Genomic DNA, 15,399 nt, shown 5'->3' on the forward strand with positions numbered 1-15,399 from the left:
CCCGCATGCCCAGCCTGATCACCCAGGTGAAGAGCAAGCTCTTCATCCACTCGTCGCGCAAGTCGCTGCACGCGCTCGACGGCGCCTACGCGTCGCTGCTGCACGGCCGAAGCCTCGACTTCGAGGACCTGCGCAAGTACGAGTACGGCGATCAGGTGCGCGACATCGACTGGCGCGCCACGGCCCGCCAGGGGACTCCGCTGGTCAAGCGGCACAGGGCGCAGCGCATGCACACCATCCTGTTCGCCGTCGACACCGGCCGCTCGATGGGCGCCCTCGCGCACGACGAGCGATCGAAGAAGGAGCTCGCGATCCTCGCCGCCGGTGTCCTCGGCGTGCTGGCGCTGCGCCACGGCGACGACTTCACGACCGTGTACGGCGACTCCGCCGGCATCCGCCGCCTCGCTCCCGGTCGCAGCGAGGGCGCCCTCGAGCACGCGCTGCGCACCATCGACTCCGCGATCGACGACAGCAGCGCCCCCAGCGACCGCGATGCCCTGCTGTCGTTCATCACGCGCACGATCTCGCGCCGCATGATCGTCGTGATCGTCACCGACGAGGCGCCGGTGACCGAGGACACGGAGCGGATGCTGCGCCGCCTCCGCGTGCAGCACGACGTGCTGTGGTTGACGGTGCGCGACGCCGAGGTCGTCCTCGACCACGCGACGCGCACGGTGCGCAGCGACGTGGACACGATGTGGGACGTGCCCGACTTCGTGCAGGGAGACGCCGAGATCGTGCGCGAGCTCACGGCGCAGACCGAGGCGGATGCCGCGCACCTCGCCGAGACCCTGAAGGGTCTGGAGATCAGCCACTCCGTTCTCGACGGCCAGGACGACGCCGTGACGCAGCTCCTGCAGCTGCTGAACCGGAGGTCCCATGCCCGGCTCTGACGAGCTCTACCCTCCGTTCCAGTACTCCGGCTGGTGGCTTCTGCTCGCCTTCGGCATCCTGGCGGTGCTCATCCTGGCCGCGTGGCTGCTCATCGTGCTGACCCGACCGCGCCGCGGGGTCGCCCAGCCGGATGCCGCGCACCCCGGGCCGCTCACCGTCGACGTGCTCTCGCAGCTGCGCATCGAGTACCTCGACCGGATCCAGCTCGTCGAGGCCGACTACCGCGCAGGGAAGCTCTCCGCCCGCAACGCGAACCTCGAGCTGAGCAGGGTCGTGCGCACCTTCGTGAACGAATACAGCGGGCTGGAGGCCCCCGTGCTCGCTCTGGACGACCTCGTCGCCCGCGGCGTGCACCCGGCGCTGATCGACGCCATGGGGCGCCACTACTACCCCAGCATCTTCCGCCCCGGTCCCGCGATCGATCCGGTCGCCGGCACCGAAGCCGCCAGGACGGTGGTGCGCTCATGGCACTAGCGAACGGGTGGATGATCCTCATCGCCGCCGGGGTCGTGCTCGCCGCCGTCGCGATCGGGCTGCTGCTCGGCCTGCGGGCGCGCGCCCGCACCGCGGCGGGAGAGCGGGCGCGCATCGCCCGCGCAGAGCGGCTGAGGTCGCTGCCCACGTTCCGTTCCGCCCTCCGTCGGCGGGTGCTCGGGCTCTCCGGCATCCTGATCCTCGGCGCGGTCGCGACGCTCGCCGCCGGCGCCGTCGCGGCGAGGCCGATGTCGTCGCAGACGATCCAGCCCGTGAACACGAGCCGCGACATCATGCTGTGCCTCGACGTGTCCGGGTCCATGAGCGAGGTCGACGTCGAGGTCCTCTCCGTCTTCGAGGAGCTGCTCGACGGCTTCAAGGGCGAGCGCATCGGACTCACGATCTTCAACAGCTCCCCGGTGCAGGTCTTCCCGCTCACCGACGACTACGCGTTCATCCGGGAGCACCTGCGAAGCATCCGCGAGAGCTTCGACTACGCCGACGAGATCCCCGAGCACTGGGTCGGCACCCTCAACGGCGACGGCGCCTCGCTCATCGGAGACGGCCTCGCCGCGTGCGCCATGGGCTTCGACCACCCCGACGACGAGCGCTCGCGCTCCGTCATCCTCGCCACGGACAACGAGATCAACGGCGCCTCGATCGTGACCCTCGACGAGGCGGCCGCATACGCCGGCTCGAACGGCGTGCGGGTGTTCGCCCTCAACCCGGTCGAGGGCAAGGACGCCGACGTGAGCGCCCAGCTCGCGCGGGCCGCCGAGAGCACCGGCGGCCAGGCGTACGGTCTGCGCGACACCACCACGGTCGGCGACATCATCACCCAGGTGCAGAAGCAGGAGGCCACCGCGCTCAAGGGGCAGGCCAGGGTCGTCTGGACCGACACCCCGAACCTGTGGATCGTCGTGCTCATGATCGTGACGCTCGCCTTCGTCGTCGTGGTCTGGAGGGTGCGACTGTGATCTTCCAGCCCGTCCTCAACGTCTTCCTGCTGCTGCTCTTCTTCGCGCCTGCGGTCGCGCTCGTCATCTGGGTGCTGACCCGGCGGAGCGAGGAGACCCGCGCCCCGCGCTGGCTGTGGGTCATGCGGCTGGTGATGCTGCTCGCGTGCTTCGCGATGCTGCTGCGCCCCGGCATCCCCGGGGGCTCGACGCAGACCCTCGCGACCGACACCGACATCGTGCTCGTCGTCGACACCACCGCGAGCATCGTCGCGGAGGACTGGGACGGCGGTGAGCCGCGCCTCGACGGCGTGCGCGCCGACATCCAGGCGATCGTCGCGGAGTACCCCGGCGCGCGCTTCGCGCTCATCACCTTCGACGCGGCCGCCGATCTGAGGATGCCGCTCACCACCGATACCACGGCGCTGATCTCCTCGCTCGACGTGCTGCGCCCCGAGGTCACCAGCCAGTCGCGCGGCAGCTCGGTCGGGATCGCGAACCGGATGCTCGACGACACCCTCTCGCAGGCCGCGAAGTCGTCTCCCGACCGCTCCCGCATGGTGTTCTACTTCGGCGACGGCGAGCAGACCGACGGCGGGACCCCCGAGTCGTTCGCCAGCAGCGCGAAGCGGACGGATGCCGGCGCGGTCTTCGGCTACGGCACCGAGGAGGGCGGGCCCATGCGCCTCACCACCGGCGGGGTCGACCCCTCAGCCGACGGCGGGTACATCCAGTACCAGGGCGAGGACGCGACGTCGGTGATCGACGAGAAGAACCTCACGACGATCGCGGAGCAGCTGGGCGTGCCGTACGAGCACAGGACGGTGGACTCCGCGCCGACGCTGCCCGCGGCTCCGTCGACGACCACGAGCTACGCGGCCTCGGGCGAGACGGGGAACGTCACCGAGCTCTACTGGATCGCCGCGCTCGTCATGATGGCGTTGCTCGCCGTCGAGCTCGCGCGTGCCACCATGCTCGTCGCCCGACTCCGGCTGCTGAGAGCGCCGGGGGCTTCCCGGTCGCCGAGCGAGCGCAGCGGGACGACGCGCCTCGACCAGAGCACGGGCGGTGAGTCATGACCGACGCACAGGCGGCGGCATCCGCTCTCCTCGCGGCCAACCGGCGACGCCGACTCGTCCGCCGGTGGGTCGCTGTCGGAACCCTTCCGCTGGCTCTCGTCGCGCTGCTCTTCGTGGGAAAGCTGCTGAGCATGTACGCCTTCGCCCACCAGGCGATCAGCTCGTACGTCGTCGACGACTACGCGGGCTCCGAGGCATCGGCCCGCAACCAGGAGTTCCTGAACTGGTTCGAGCCGTACAAGGCGCCCTTCAACGTCGGCACGGCGCTCGCGGGGGCCGAGAAGCTCCCCGAGGCCCGCGCGAAGCTGGAGGAGTCGCTGGCCCTCGCGCACGGCCTCGAGGTGTGCACCGTGAGGATCAACCTCGCTCTCGTCATCGAGCGCCAGGGAGACGCGGCACGCGAGGGCGGCGACGGCGCGGCCGCCGCCGAGTTCTACGGCGAGGCGCTGACCGTGACCGCGGAGACGCCGGCGGAGTGCGACAGTGAGGATGCGCAGAAGCAGTCGTCCGACCCTGACCGCGACATGAAGAAGACGACGGACGACCTCGAGGACCGCCTGAAGCAGAAGCAGCAGGAACAGCAGCAGGAGCAGCAGCCGAAGCCGGAGGAACAGCCCCAGAAGCCGCAGCCCTCGGAGGACAAGCTCGAGGACCTCAAGGAGAAGCTGGAGCAGGGCACGCAGGAGCGCGACCAGCAGCAGAACGGCGATGAGCCCGGCGGCTCCGGGACGGACAGGCCATGGTGATGGACAGGGAGAAGCAGCGCCAGCGCTACATCGCGGGCACGGAGGGCGCCCCTCCCGTGCCGCCGCCCGGCGGGTACCGCGGGGCACGGCGTCAGCAGGGCCCCGCGGTCGCCCCTGGCGCGCCGTATCCGGCCGTCCCTCCGGCATCCCCCGCGGGGGCGACCACTCCTGGTGAGGAGAAGAGGCCGGCCTCGGCGTTCGGCTGGGTCACGCTCGGCGTCGCCGCCCTGTTCGCGGTGATCCTGCTCGGCACCTTCCTCGCCGGGGCGACGGACGCCCTCTACGGCATCACCATGATCGCGCTGCAGCTCGCCGTTCTCGGCGTCGTGATCGCCTCCCTGTTCTCGGCACGCGCGCGGATGCTGGGCGGCATCGCCCTGATCATCACCCTCTTCTTCAACGTCGCCACCGTCGGGGGGATCAGCGCCCTGCGGACCTCGGCTGCCGGCACCTACGACGGCGTGAAGAGCGACGCGCAGAAGCACGAGGAGGCGTACCCGGGCATCAAGGGCACCGACCCGCAGGATTCTCTGAACCAGCAGTCCCTCGAAGAGGTGCGCGCCTCGGCAGACAGCCTGTTCGCCGACATCCGCACGGCTCTGACGGAGGAGTTCGGCTACGAGTGGGTGCAGGTCGGAGACGAGGACATCCGCCCGGAGCGCAACGGCTACGGCGGCGAGTCGATGCTCAGCGAGTACACGACCGCGAGCTGGGCGACCACCGAGCCGATCCAGGACTTCGACCGCAAGACGGCCGTGATGGGCGTGATCCAGAACGTCGTGATCCAGCACGGGATGTACGGCCTCTACGCGTTCAACGACCCCTCGACATCGAGCATCGACCCGTCGATGATGGCGAAGCTGTACGGCAGCGACGACCCGCGCACCCAGCACACCTGGGAGTCGTACTCCGAGAACTACCCGGAGCCCCTGCGGTTCTACGCCGACATCTACGACCTGTCGAACGATCAGGACGGCAGCTTCCTCACCACGAGGCAGGCGCAGAACGCCCGCACCGGCGAGCCGCTCGAAGGGCTGCAGCTGACGGTCATCGCCAGCGGTGTGCTGAGCGACGCCGACCGGGACGCGTTCGTGAAGAAGCTCGAGGAGTACCCGGGGTTCCCCTGAGTCGTCGGGAATCGCCGGAGAGCGCCTACGCCCTGGACCGCGAGGACTCCGGTTCCAGCCTGCCCAGGAAGTTCAGCACCACCTGGAGGCGATCCCTGACCTGCCACTTCGACATGACCTGACCCAGATACACCTTCACCGTCGCCTCGGCGAGATGGAGCTCCTCGCCGATCTCCCGGTTGGACAGACCGCGGGCGAGCAGTTCGACGATGGCGAGCTCACGCGTCGTCAGCGCTGGACGCTGAGGATGGGCGCGGGTTCCCTCCCGCTGCCATGAGGGGTCACCGACGATCCCGCGCAGAACCGTTCTGGAGGCAGCGACGTGACCCGCGACGACCTCGCCCAGGATGTAGGTGAACTCGTCTCGATCGGAGTCCTCGGAGACCACCGCGCGGGCTCCCGCACGGAAGTACTCCGACGCTCGGGTCACCCCGCCCGACGGCACGACCACGGCGACACGGGTCTCCGGCTGTCGACGCGCGAGCTGGGCGACGAACTCCTCGCAATCGCCCTTCAGCGATGCACTGTCCAGGATGAGGATGGACGCGGCTCGCTCTCCGCATGCCCGCACGATCCCACGGAGGCCGTCATCACGAGGCTCGACGACGTGCACGACGACGGAGTCGATGCCGTCGACTCCGGAGATGCGGTCTCGGATGCCGAGGGCCGTCAGAGGACTGGAGGTCACGATGACCACGTGTCGTTTCACCATCCGGTCACCACGACGCCCCGCGCGGTCCTCTCTTCGAGAGATGCCAGGTCACGGCCTCGTACCTCCCGGCGTCGCCGGGAGTCCTGCAGATTTCACTCATTGCCCAAAGCCCCCCGGCTGTATCCAATTCTTCTACCGACCTTATCAATTCGACGTCAGCGCCCACCCCTTACTTTCGTCACGATCACGAGTGGACGAAAGTCGCGACGCGCAGGGCGTCGGATCGGAGTCAGGCGCCGGTGCTCTCGGCCGGATCGGGCGACGTCCGAAGCCCCTTCAGCGCACGCACCACGGTGCGGAGCTCTCCACCGTCTCCGCTTCGGAGGAACAGGGTGACGAGGTGCGAGACGGCGACCACGACGACCGCGATGCCCGCGACCGGAGCGGCGACGAGAAGCGGCGTGAACGGAATCGCGAGCAGCAGCGGAGACAGAGGGCCTGCGGCGATCACGATCAGATCCGCCGCCGTGCCCGTGGAGCGCCAGATCAGTCGCGCCGAGGTCGGGGTCGCCCGCAGCAGGACAGGCTCCTCCGGCCCCGCGACGAGGCGCAGCGCCACCACGTGCCCGGCCTCGTGCGCGATCATCGAGACCCCGACGATGATCAGACACACGCACGCCCACCACAGCAGGGAGTTCTGCAGCATCCCGGCCGCGACGGAGACGAGCACCGCGGCGATGCACATCAGCGGATGCAGGAGCGCCAGGCGCAGCGCCGTCGCGCCTCCACCCCTGAGCCACCCTGACGGCAGCGGCACGGCGGTGACGAGCTCTACGGCGAAGGGCCCCGCGCCCCTCCCCGTCTGCGTCACGGATGCCAGACCCAGGTCGATGGCGCGGCGAGCCGACTCGAGATCGCTCGACGTGGAACCGTCGCCCACGATGAGCGGGGGCGACGGAATCCGCATCGCGAGGTCCGGGTACTCCCACCCCTCAACGGACACGATGACTCCGTCGATGGGATCGAGCCGGACTTCACGCACCCGCGTCGACCCGCTCGCCGCTCCTCGACGTCACGAGAACGTACATGCCGAGCGCGAGGAACAGCCACACCAGAGCGGGAAGAACCGGTGACTCGATCTTCGCCTCCGCGAAGACCCATCGTGTTCCGAAGGTCGACAGCGTCCACAGGCCCGCCGTCGTCGCGGAGGTGACGGTCGCCGACAGCGGCTGATCGACGGAGAAGGGCACGAGGACTCCGGCGAGCGCCGCGGAGCACCACATGCCCAGCCCGAGCATGGCGACGTCGAGGAGACGCTCTCCCGGAAGCCCGGCAAGAGCCATCATCACCAGATAGGGCGCGGCCATGACCGCCGACACGAGGAAGCACGCGACGAGTTTGGAGACCACCCAGAGCCGGGGGCGCCCGAGCACGGCGCCGCACCAGTGCGAGCGTCTCGTCGACCCGTACGAATACGCGCCGAGGGCGAACGCGACCACGACCGGGAGTGCGACGACCTGGTCCACTGCCGCGCTCGCCTCCGGCTGGAGGAACATCAACGGCAGCGCCACCGTGCTCAGACCGAGAACGAGGGATGAGACGACGAACTGCGGCAACCGGGTCAGCACGGCCACCTCGAACAGGAGAGCGCCCGTCCAGGATGAGCCGCGCTCGGGGATCCGGACTGAGGGCGATGCGTAGACCCGCCCGTCGAGCATGACCGTCGATCGGAGGACGGCCACCACGAGACCGACGGCGAGCAGCGACCACAGCGCCACGGCGCCCCAAGCGACGAGCTGTCTCGTCGCGTCACTGGCCTCCGGCTGCAGCACCTCGCTCATCGCCCGGGGGAGCAGGAGCAGAGACCAGAGATCGTCCCCGTCGATGCTCGGGCGGGGGATGAGGTCGCCCCCTGCCACGGCGAACACCGCGAGCAGGGTCACGCCGACCGCGAGCGCGAGCGAATAGGCGAGAGGCATCCGCGTGACGCGGATGAGGACGTCTCGGACGGTGAAGAACAGGCCGGGCACGAGCAGCGCGGTCAGCACGATCATGCCGAGGAACGCGCCCACCGATTCGATGCGGAATCGGGTCGGATCGACGAGCTCGACGAGCATCGGCAGCGTCGGAAAGCCGAAGACGATCGCGACCGCGAGCCCGAAGCCCATCGCGGGGAGGAGGGTGCCGACAGCAGACCGCCAGCGAGTGACGGGCAGGACGACGAGAACATTGGAGAGTCGGTCGCGCGGAGGCAGACTGGAGCACACGACGAGGAAGTACACCGTGGTCCCCGTCATCAGGCCGGCGAGTATCAGTCGGAGCAGAGAGCGCTGATCAGTGAGGGTCGCGGATGCCGGCGCCACCGATGCGACGAACGCCCCGAGCGTCCAGGCGAGGAAGGCGCTGAAGGCGACCATCGCCGCCCCGAACACGGCGACCGAGATCAGCAGTGTCCGCTCCCGGATGCCGAAGACCGACGCCAGCTCGCGCCGCCACAGACGAGCGCTGGTGCTCGCGATGGCGCCGACCTGACCGCCGCTCATCTGACCGCTGCGCGCGAACGCGCATAGACGGCCAGTGCGACACCGCCCAGCGTGATCACGACGATCATCAGCACGATCCCGACGAAGTTCGGCTCGAATGCGAGCCCCGGCGAACCGGTGGACGAATCGGCCCAGACCAGGAAGACCCCGGGGATCTCGATCCGAGTGGACTGCGTGAAGGCGAGGATGCTGGAGACGGCGAGGACGAGGATCGTGACGAACGTCCCCAGCGCGAATCCGACGATGCCTCCGAGTACGGCGGTTCTGGTCATCAGATGGTCCTTTCGAGCGAGTCTGCGATGAGCTGCTTCTTGCGGTCGGCATCCGCCTCGCGACCCGTCATCACGAGGAAGGCGGTCTCGAGGGACTCCCCGCGTCCGTGCCGATCGACCAGCTCCGACGGCGCCCCTTGGCCTGCGACGCTGCCGCGGTCGAGGATCACGACCGAGTCGCACATGGACTCCGCCCTCGCCAGGTCATGCGTCGCCATGAGGACCGATCGCCCGCTGCGGGCCATCGACTCGACCAGATGGCCCACGACGGCCGTGGCATCGGGGTCGAGACCTCGGAACGGCTCATCGAGGATCAAGAGCTCAGGCGAGTGCATGAGTGCCGCCGCGAGCTGGACCTTCCGCTTCATGCCGTGCGAGTACTCGAGGATCTGCTGCTCGACGGCATCGAGGACATCGAGGGAGTCCATGATCTGCAGACCGCGGTCGAGATCGGAGCGACCTCGCATGCGATCGTGGAAGGCGAGGTACTCCCGTCCGGTCAATGCCTCGGGGAGAGGCAGGTCGTCCGGAGCGAATCCGAGCAGCAGCTTGGCGCGCGGCTCGGTCGCGGTGATGCCCCCGACGGTGACGGTGCCATCGTCAGGGGTCACCACGCCAGTGAGCATGTGAAGACAGGTCGACTTTCCGGCCCCGTTCGGACCGAGCAATCCGGTCACCGAGCCGGCTCTCACCACGAAGCTGACGGAATCGACGACCGTGTTCCTTCCGTACCTCTTGGTGATGCCTCGTGCTTCCAGGCCGTCGACCGACGTCATCATGCTCCTTCTGTCGTCATTCCTACTTGAAGCAGCCCAGTCGGTACACGCCGCCCTTGGGCCCCGGCACCGCCAGCCCCGGCCAGCCGAGCCCGTTGGACTGGCAGAACCAGATGTAGGCCGCGATGGCCCCGATGACGACGGCGAGCGCAAGGAACGCCGCCACGGCGACCACGATGATCACGATCGCCGGGGCGATCGGGGTGACGCGGAGCTCCGCCTCGATGGAGCGGGCGACCCGCTGTCGGACCATGCCGACGACGCTTGCCGCCTCGACGAGAACTGGGATACTTGAGATGGAAGGCGGAATCAGACTTGTCATTGGTTTTCCCTTTCAATCGGTGCCGCTCTCCTGCATGAGAGCGGCACCACCTTATCCACGGGCGGATCCTCCGCTGAACAGACTTTCGTGTACGTCCTTACGACTTTGGTCGGCGACGATCGCGGCGGCAGAGTCCGACCGGGGTTCGCATCGTCGGCGCAGACGCCTGATCCGACGGCATCCGCTCCCCGCCGAAACAGCCGACACGCCGCCGATAGACTGGGAAGCATGTCCAAGGTTCTCCAGTCCCTGCCCGTCGGCGAGCGCGTCGGCATCGCCTTCTCCGGAGGACTCGACACCTCCGTCGCCGTCGCATGGATGCGCGACAAGGGCGCCGTCCCGTGCACCTACACCGGAGACCTCGGACAGCCCGACGAAGACGACATCGAGTCGATCCCCGGGCGCGCGCTCGAGTACGGGGCAGAGGTCGCCCGCCTCGTCGACGCGAAGACCGCGCTGGTCGAGGAGGGCTTCGTCGCCCTCGCCTGCGGCGCGTTCCACATCCGCTCCGGCGGCAAGACCTACTTCAACACCACGCCCCTCGGCCGCGCCGTCACCGGCACGATGCTCGTGCGCGCCATGAAGGAGGACGGCGTCGACATCTGGGGCGACGGCTCCACCTACAAGGGCAACGACATCGAGCGGTTCTACCGCTACGGTCTGCTCGCCAACCCGCGCCTGCGCATCTACAAGCCGTGGCTGGACGCCGACTTCGTCACCGAGCTCGGCGGCCGCAAGGAGATGAGCGACTGGCTCGTCGAGCACGGCTTCCCGTACCGCGACTCCGCCGAGAAGGCGTACTCGACCGACGCGAACATCTGGGGCGCGACCCACGAGGCCAAGACGCTCGAGCACCTGAACGTCTCGCTCGAGACCGTCGACCCGATCATGGGCGTCAAGTTCTGGGACCCTTCGGTCGCCATCGAGACCGAAGACGTCACCGTCACGTTCGAGGCCGGCCGCCCCGTCGCCATCAACGGCGTCGAGTACAGCGACCCGGTCGAGCTCGTCCACGAGGCCAACCGCATCGGCGGACGCCACGGCCTCGGCATGAGCGACCAGATCGAGAACCGCATCATCGAGGCGAAGTCGCGCGGCATCTACGAGGCCCCGGCCATGGCGCTGCTGTTCATCGCCTACGAGCGCCTCGTCAACGGCATCCTGAACGAAGACACCCTCGCGACGTACCACGAGCAGGGTCGCCGCCTCGGCCGCCTCATGTACGAGGGCCGCTGGCTCGAGCCGCAGTCGCTCATGCTGCGCGAGTCGATCCAGCGCTGGGTCGGCCTCACGATCTCCGGTTCCGTCACGATCCGCCTGCGCCGCGGCGACGACTGGACCATCCTCGACACGGTCTCCCCGAACCTCTCCTACGGCCCCGAGAAGCTGTCGATGGAGCGCGTCGGCGACGCCGCCTTCGGCCCCGTCGACCGCATCGGCCAGCTCACGATGCGCAACCTCGACATCGCCGACTCGCGCGCACGTCTGGAGCAGTACGCGGGCCTCGGCCTCGTCGGCGGCGCGACCGGCGAGCTGGTCGGACGCGTGACCGCGGGCGAGTCCACCGAGATCACCGGCGCCGTCGAGGGCTCGGTCTCCGAGGCCGACGAGACGCTGGCTGACGCCGTGGACACGGCCTCCGAGGGCGCCGCCTTCGACTCCGGCACCGACTGACACGTCGGTCGCTGAAGAGGGGGCGGATGCTGCGGCATCCGCCCCCTCTTTCTGCGTCGGCTCTGCGATCGGTCCGCCGGAACTCCGGAGATCTGCGTGAACCTCCACCGTCGGCGGCGGGTCTCTCCGCGGAGAACACGCCGAGCGGCCCCGCCGAGTCCACGATTCTCCGGAGTTCCGGGTCAGCGCGCGGGGTCAGCGTCGACGACGACGTATCTGTGGTGCGTCCCCTCGACGTCGAGCACGACCGTGACCTCGTCCTGCTGTTCTCCGCCGACGGTGATCACCGCCGTCGCACCCGACGGCGCCTCCGTCACCAGCTGCGCGACCCTGGTGGCCGCGGCATCGCCGAGAACGCGCTCGCCCTCCGCATCGGAGAGCATCGTGATCGACACGGCACGAGCCCTGGCCTGCGCCGCCGCCGCGTTCAGAGCGGGATGCTGCAGACGTGGAGAGCGGATGCGGTCGCGGATCGCGCCCTCCAGGATGCGGATGCCGGTGAGCGCCTCCTCCATGAGCTCGCCGCCGTCGCGCAGCATCCTCAGCATGGGCGAGACCTGCGCGCGGATCGCATCGAGCTCTCGCTGCAGGTCGCCTGACGCGGCGTCCAGCGCCCGGGTCATGCGCTCCGACTCGGCAGCCGCCGAACGATGCCTCCTCTCGCGGCCGACCATCCCGCGCAGGATGCCCCGCCACAGAAGCCCGAGCACGGCGACCGACACCGGGATCGCGAGCATGTTGGCCACTCCGCCGGCGTCCTGCCCTCCGATCTCCGCCCAGATCAGCACCGCGGCGACCTGCAGCGCCGTCCCGCTCAGACCCGTCACGAGGTTTCCGCGGGCGACCTGGAGCGCGACGAGGTACGCCGCGTAGTCGATGAGCCAGACGTCCTTCGCCGCGGTGCCCTCGATCAGCACGAGGAGCGTGATCGACAGCGTCGCGGCGGGGATGCTCAGCGCCCTGAGCCCCGTGAGCGGACGGTCCCGCGGATCCGTCAGCAGGACGGCGCCGGCGAGCGCGACGAGATAGGCGAGCATCAGCAGCGGGCGCGGCGGCGAGAAGTGACCGGCGAGGGCTCCGCTGGCCACACCGCTCGCCCACACCGCGACCATCACCCATCGCGCGGCGCGCGATGCGAGCCCCGACGCCCCGGTGCCCGTCGTGTTCACGGCATCCACGTCAGGATCACCTCCGTCCCGTCACCGGGCGCCGACCTGACCTCGGCGCTCCCGCCGGCGACGTCGCTCATCCGCCCCACGATGCTCCCGGAGAGGCCGAGACGGCCGGCAGCGGCGCTGGCCGCGTCGAACCCGACGCCGTCGTCGCGCACCACCGCCCTGATCGCGCCGCCCTCGACGCGGACGTCCACGTCGATGTTCTGCGCCTGCGCATGCCTCACGGCGTTGCGCAGCGCCTCGGCCGCGGCGCCCATCACCGCGGCGAGCGCCCGCACCGAGACGACCTGATCGTCGCCGGACGCGACCATCCTCGCCGTCGGCGCCACCCGCTCCAGGCGGACGCGCAACTGATCGGATGCCGCCCGCCCGTCGACCTGGGCGGTGTCGGCATCCGATGACGCCGCATCCAGCACGGTCAGCGCGTGCAGGGCCTCCTGCCGGAGGATGTCGGGCGCCGGACCGCGGAACAGGAGCGCGGCGGTGAACACCGACAGCACGTCGTCGTGGACGAAGCGGCTCAGCTCGGCCCTGCGGTGGGCTCTGGCGTCGCTGCGCGCCTGCAGCTCGGCGGCCTCGCGCGCGGCGGTCTCGGACTCGTGCAGGTTCGCCAGGGCGTTGCGGATGCCGTAAAGGATCACCGTGAATCCGATGTTGCTCATGTGCACCGGGGTGGCGACCGCGACGGCCTCGGAGACGCCGCCGGTGAAGATCCACGAGGAGAGGGCGACGGTCGCGCCGGATCCGACCGACAGGGAGAACGCGAGCGGGGCGCGGAAGGAGACGGCGAGCAGGCTGACCGCCGTCGGCTCCAGCAGCCACACCCACGGGATCACCGCAGGGTCGGTGCCGCGGTAGGCCGCGAAGGAGAGCAGCTGCAGTCCGATCACGAGCAGCGAGGCGCTCGGCCAGGCGACCCGCAGCACGCTCATCGGGAGCACCCGGCCCAGCGCGGCGAGCAGGAGGAAGGCGGCGATCGCCAGCAGGCCGAGGGCCGTCCACCACTCGGCGAAGTCGTCGAACTGCGCGACGAGCGGAGGCGCGGGGCTGCCGACGAACAGGATCGAGATCACGGCGAGCGTGGAACACAGGGAGATGAGCCACCCCACCTGACGATTCGCCCGCACCGTCGCCGCGGAGGCGCTCCGCATCAGCCGTCCCGTTCGACCAGGCCGTCTTCGACGGCGCGACGGAAGAGGTCGACCTTGGTCGGCGCCGCACGGTCGACGGATGCGTACTTCGTGCGGATGCGGCGGATGTGGTCGAGCACCGTGTCGCGGGAGATGAAGAGCGCGGCGCTGACGCGCTCCGCGGTCTCGCCCGAGGCGTAGAGCGCGAGGACCTCCGCCTCTCTGGCGCTCAGATGGGCGCTGACGAAGGCGCGGTCCTCGACGAGAGCGGCCGCCCAGTCAGGGGTCGCCACCTGGCCCCCGCTCAGCACCGTGAGCACCGAGCGCACCAGCGCGACCGGCACCTCCGACTTGCGGATCATCCCCGCGACGCCCGCCTTCGCCGCCTCGCGCACGAGCCGCGGCTGCTCGCCGCTGGTGTAGGCGAGGACAGGAGCCCCGGTGCGGGAGAGCAGGCGCATGTTCTCCGCCGGCGTGGAGCCGTCGGCGAGTTGGAGGTCGAGCAGGATCAGGTCGAATCTCCCGCCCCGCGCGAGCACGGCGGCCGCGGTGGATGCGCTGGCGACGACGTGGAGGTCGGGATGGGAGTTGATGATCGCCGTGACCCCCAGGGCCACCGCCGGGTGGTCGTCGATGATGGCGATGCGCGCTTTCATGCTTCTCGAACTCCCCAGGTGGATGCGTGCGGCACTACGCCCCCCACGGGGAAACTACCGCACTCCGATGCCGCTCCGCCACGGCGATATACCAAAGCGGGACCGTCGCCCCGGGGACCGAGGACCCTTCTCCCGACGTGCCCTCTCACTGTGGCACGGCTCCGCACTCGGCACCCCTCGAACTGACTGCCCCGATACCGTTGACCCGTCAGAACTGACTGCCTGTGAGTCCGCCCCATTAACTTGCACAACACTGTGCACTATAAGTTACGATAGTGACATGACCACCCGTGCACCCCGCCGCGATGCCGTGGAGAACCGCGCCGGCATCCTCGACGCCGCCCGCTCGACGCTGGCGAGCGACCCGCACGCCTCCGTCGACGTGATCGCCCGGAGCGCCGGACTCTCGCGTCGCACCCTCTACGGGCACTTCGACGACCGCGACGCCCTGATCCGCGAGATCATCTCCAGCGGTGCCCAGCGGTTCAACGCGATCGCCGAATCGGTGTCGGACCCCGACTGCCGCATCGCCCTCGCCCGTCTCGCCGCCCGCCTCTGGCGCGAGGCCGCGCATGTGCAGGTCGCCGCGGCGCTCGCCCTCGACGAGGCCCACGTCGAGCACACCGCCGACGCGCTCGTCCCGCTGCGCCGCACGGTCGCGAACCTCGTGACACGCGGGCAGGAAGACGGGAGCTTCCGCACCGACCTCGCCGCCCCCACCCTCGCGCGGCTGATCGAGGAGACCGCCCGCACGGCGATCGCCCGCACGGACGCCGCGAGCGAGGGCGCATCGAACCTCGCCGTCCGCGCCGTCCTCAGCATCGCCGGGCTCTCCTGGCGAGAGGTCGACGCCCTGCTCGCCGCTCATCCCGACATCATCACGACAGAGGCCCCATCATGAGAGATGTCACGTGGAGAACTGC

Annotated in this window: 17 protein-coding genes; 8 read left to right on the plus strand and 9 right to left on the minus strand. The window is 69.7% G+C overall.

From position 1 onward, the window contains the following. Positions 1–5: 5 nt before the first annotated feature. The 6 genes from ACFVRO_RS03240 to ACFVRO_RS03265 are packed head-to-tail and all read left to right on the plus strand — an operon-like array spanning position 6 to position 5,276. Positions 6–893, plus strand: a complete 888-nt coding sequence (locus ACFVRO_RS03240; RefSeq protein ID WP_386949177.1) for a DUF58 domain-containing protein — start codon at positions 6–8, stop codon at positions 891–893. Then, the gene (locus ACFVRO_RS03245; protein ID WP_386949180.1) at positions 880–1,368 is read left to right on the plus strand and encodes a hypothetical protein; all 489 of its coding nucleotides are present in this window, start codon (positions 880–882) and stop codon (positions 1,366–1,368) included. Before ACFVRO_RS03240 ends, ACFVRO_RS03245 begins: the two co-directional genes overlap by 14 nt. 11 nt (positions 1,369–1,379) lie before the next feature. Continuing rightward, the gene (locus tag ACFVRO_RS03250) at positions 1,380–2,345 is read left to right on the plus strand and encodes a VWA domain-containing protein (RefSeq protein WP_386949183.1); all 966 of its coding nucleotides are present in this window, start codon (positions 1,380–1,382) and stop codon (positions 2,343–2,345) included. Then, positions 2,342–3,403: a VWA domain-containing protein gene (locus ACFVRO_RS03255; protein ID WP_386949186.1), complete on the plus strand. Its 1,062-nt coding sequence runs from the start codon at positions 2,342–2,344 to the stop codon at positions 3,401–3,403. The genes ACFVRO_RS03250 and ACFVRO_RS03255 overlap by 4 nt, the downstream gene beginning before the upstream one ends. After that, complete coding sequence (locus tag ACFVRO_RS03260; protein WP_386949189.1) at positions 3,400–4,149, plus strand: hypothetical protein; 750 nt, start codon at positions 3,400–3,402, stop codon at positions 4,147–4,149. The genes ACFVRO_RS03255 and ACFVRO_RS03260 overlap by 4 nt, the downstream gene beginning before the upstream one ends. Then, positions 4,143–5,276: a hypothetical protein gene (locus tag ACFVRO_RS03265; RefSeq protein WP_386949191.1), complete on the plus strand. Its 1,134-nt coding sequence runs from the start codon at positions 4,143–4,145 to the stop codon at positions 5,274–5,276. The genes ACFVRO_RS03260 and ACFVRO_RS03265 overlap by 7 nt, the downstream gene beginning before the upstream one ends. Before the next feature lie 25 nt (positions 5,277–5,301). Here ACFVRO_RS03265 and ACFVRO_RS03270 read toward each other — a convergent pair whose 3' ends face one another. From ACFVRO_RS03270 to ACFVRO_RS03295, 6 genes are all read right to left on the minus strand, one after another. Next, positions 5,302–5,964 carry a LuxR C-terminal-related transcriptional regulator gene (locus ACFVRO_RS03270; protein WP_386949194.1) on the minus strand — a complete coding sequence of 221 codons (663 nt, stop codon included), beginning with the start codon at positions 5,962–5,964 and terminating at the stop codon, positions 5,302–5,304. Between the two features lie 253 nt (positions 5,965–6,217). After that, positions 6,218–6,931 carry a hypothetical protein gene (locus tag ACFVRO_RS03275; RefSeq protein ID WP_386949197.1) on the minus strand — a complete coding sequence of 238 codons (714 nt, stop codon included), beginning with the start codon at positions 6,929–6,931 and terminating at the stop codon, positions 6,218–6,220. 31 nt (positions 6,932–6,962) lie between these two features. Then, positions 6,963–8,471 (minus strand): hypothetical protein, encoded by a 1,509-nt coding sequence (locus ACFVRO_RS03280; RefSeq protein WP_386949200.1) that lies wholly within the window; start codon positions 8,469–8,471, stop codon positions 6,963–6,965. Continuing rightward, positions 8,468–8,743 (minus strand): hypothetical protein, encoded by a 276-nt coding sequence (locus tag ACFVRO_RS03285; protein ID WP_386949203.1) that lies wholly within the window; start codon positions 8,741–8,743, stop codon positions 8,468–8,470. Before ACFVRO_RS03285 ends, ACFVRO_RS03280 begins: the two co-directional genes overlap by 4 nt. Next, positions 8,743–9,522 (minus strand): ABC transporter ATP-binding protein, encoded by a 780-nt coding sequence (locus tag ACFVRO_RS03290; RefSeq protein WP_386949206.1) that lies wholly within the window; start codon positions 9,520–9,522, stop codon positions 8,743–8,745. The genes ACFVRO_RS03285 and ACFVRO_RS03290 overlap by 1 nt, the downstream gene beginning before the upstream one ends. Positions 9,523–9,541: 19 nt before the next feature. After that, positions 9,542–9,772, minus strand: a complete 231-nt coding sequence (locus ACFVRO_RS03295; RefSeq protein WP_386949209.1) for a hypothetical protein — start codon at positions 9,770–9,772, stop codon at positions 9,542–9,544. Between the two features lie 297 nt (positions 9,773–10,069). Between ACFVRO_RS03295 and argG the strand changes: the two genes are divergently transcribed. Beyond that, a complete protein-coding gene (gene argG / locus ACFVRO_RS03300) occupies positions 10,070–11,515 on the plus strand; it encodes an argininosuccinate synthase (protein ID WP_386949212.1) in 1,446 nt (481 codons plus the stop codon). A gap of 182 nt (positions 11,516–11,697) precedes the next feature. Here the strand turns inward: argG and ACFVRO_RS03305 are convergent, their stop codons facing one another. From ACFVRO_RS03305 to ACFVRO_RS03315, 3 genes are read right to left on the minus strand one after another with little or no spacing between them, the layout of a single operon-like run. Further along, positions 11,698–12,693: a hypothetical protein gene (locus ACFVRO_RS03305; protein ID WP_386949215.1), complete on the minus strand. Its 996-nt coding sequence runs from the start codon at positions 12,691–12,693 to the stop codon at positions 11,698–11,700. Continuing rightward, positions 12,681–13,841: a sensor histidine kinase gene (locus ACFVRO_RS03310; protein ID WP_386949218.1), complete on the minus strand. Its 1,161-nt coding sequence runs from the start codon at positions 13,839–13,841 to the stop codon at positions 12,681–12,683. The genes ACFVRO_RS03305 and ACFVRO_RS03310 overlap by 13 nt, the downstream gene beginning before the upstream one ends. Next, positions 13,841–14,476, minus strand: coding sequence for a response regulator (locus ACFVRO_RS03315; RefSeq protein ID WP_386949221.1), 636 nt, complete (start codon positions 14,474–14,476; stop codon positions 13,841–13,843). The genes ACFVRO_RS03310 and ACFVRO_RS03315 overlap by 1 nt, the downstream gene beginning before the upstream one ends. 280 nt (positions 14,477–14,756) lie before the next feature. On the opposite strand from ACFVRO_RS03315, the gene ACFVRO_RS03320 reads away from it, so the two are divergent. Beyond that, positions 14,757–15,377 (plus strand): TetR/AcrR family transcriptional regulator, encoded by a 621-nt coding sequence (locus ACFVRO_RS03320; RefSeq protein WP_386949223.1) that lies wholly within the window; start codon positions 14,757–14,759, stop codon positions 15,375–15,377. Positions 15,378–15,399: the final 22 nt, after the last annotated feature.

This window comes from Microbacterium sp. NPDC057944 (assembly GCF_042887445.1).
GTDB lineage: Bacteria > Actinomycetota > Actinomycetes > Actinomycetales > Microbacteriaceae > Microbacterium > Microbacterium natoriense.

Coding starts and splice junctions, on each gene's coding strand:
- ACFVRO_RS03265 (WP_386949191.1), top strand. CDS start 4,143: ATGGTGATGGACAGGGAGAAGCAGCGCCAGCGCTACATCGCGGGCACG.
- ACFVRO_RS03245 (WP_386949180.1), top strand. CDS start 880: ATGCCCGGCTCTGACGAGCTCTACCCTCCGTTCCAGTACTCCGGCTGG.
- ACFVRO_RS03280 (WP_386949200.1), bottom strand. CDS start 8,471: ATGAGCGGCGGTCAGGTCGGCGCCATCGCGAGCACCAGCGCTCGTCTG.
- ACFVRO_RS03315 (WP_386949221.1), bottom strand. CDS start 14,476: ATGAAAGCGCGCATCGCCATCATCGACGACCACCCGGCGGTGGCCCTG.
- ACFVRO_RS03285 (WP_386949203.1), bottom strand. CDS start 8,743: ATGACCAGAACCGCCGTACTCGGAGGCATCGTCGGATTCGCGCTGGGG.
- ACFVRO_RS03250 (WP_386949183.1), top strand. CDS start 1,380: ATGATCCTCATCGCCGCCGGGGTCGTGCTCGCCGCCGTCGCGATCGGG.
- ACFVRO_RS03260 (WP_386949189.1), top strand. CDS start 3,400: ATGACCGACGCACAGGCGGCGGCATCCGCTCTCCTCGCGGCCAACCGG.
- ACFVRO_RS03310 (WP_386949218.1), bottom strand. CDS start 13,841: ATGCGGAGCGCCTCCGCGGCGACGGTGCGGGCGAATCGTCAGGTGGGG.
- argG (WP_386949212.1), top strand. CDS start 10,070: ATGTCCAAGGTTCTCCAGTCCCTGCCCGTCGGCGAGCGCGTCGGCATC.
- ACFVRO_RS03320 (WP_386949223.1), top strand. CDS start 14,757: ATGACCACCCGTGCACCCCGCCGCGATGCCGTGGAGAACCGCGCCGGC.
- ACFVRO_RS03240 (WP_386949177.1), top strand. CDS start 6: ATGCCCAGCCTGATCACCCAGGTGAAGAGCAAGCTCTTCATCCACTCG.
- ACFVRO_RS03290 (WP_386949206.1), bottom strand. CDS start 9,522: ATGATGACGTCGGTCGACGGCCTGGAAGCACGAGGCATCACCAAGAGG.
- ACFVRO_RS03295 (WP_386949209.1), bottom strand. CDS start 9,772: ATGGTCCGACAGCGGGTCGCCCGCTCCATCGAGGCGGAGCTCCGCGTC.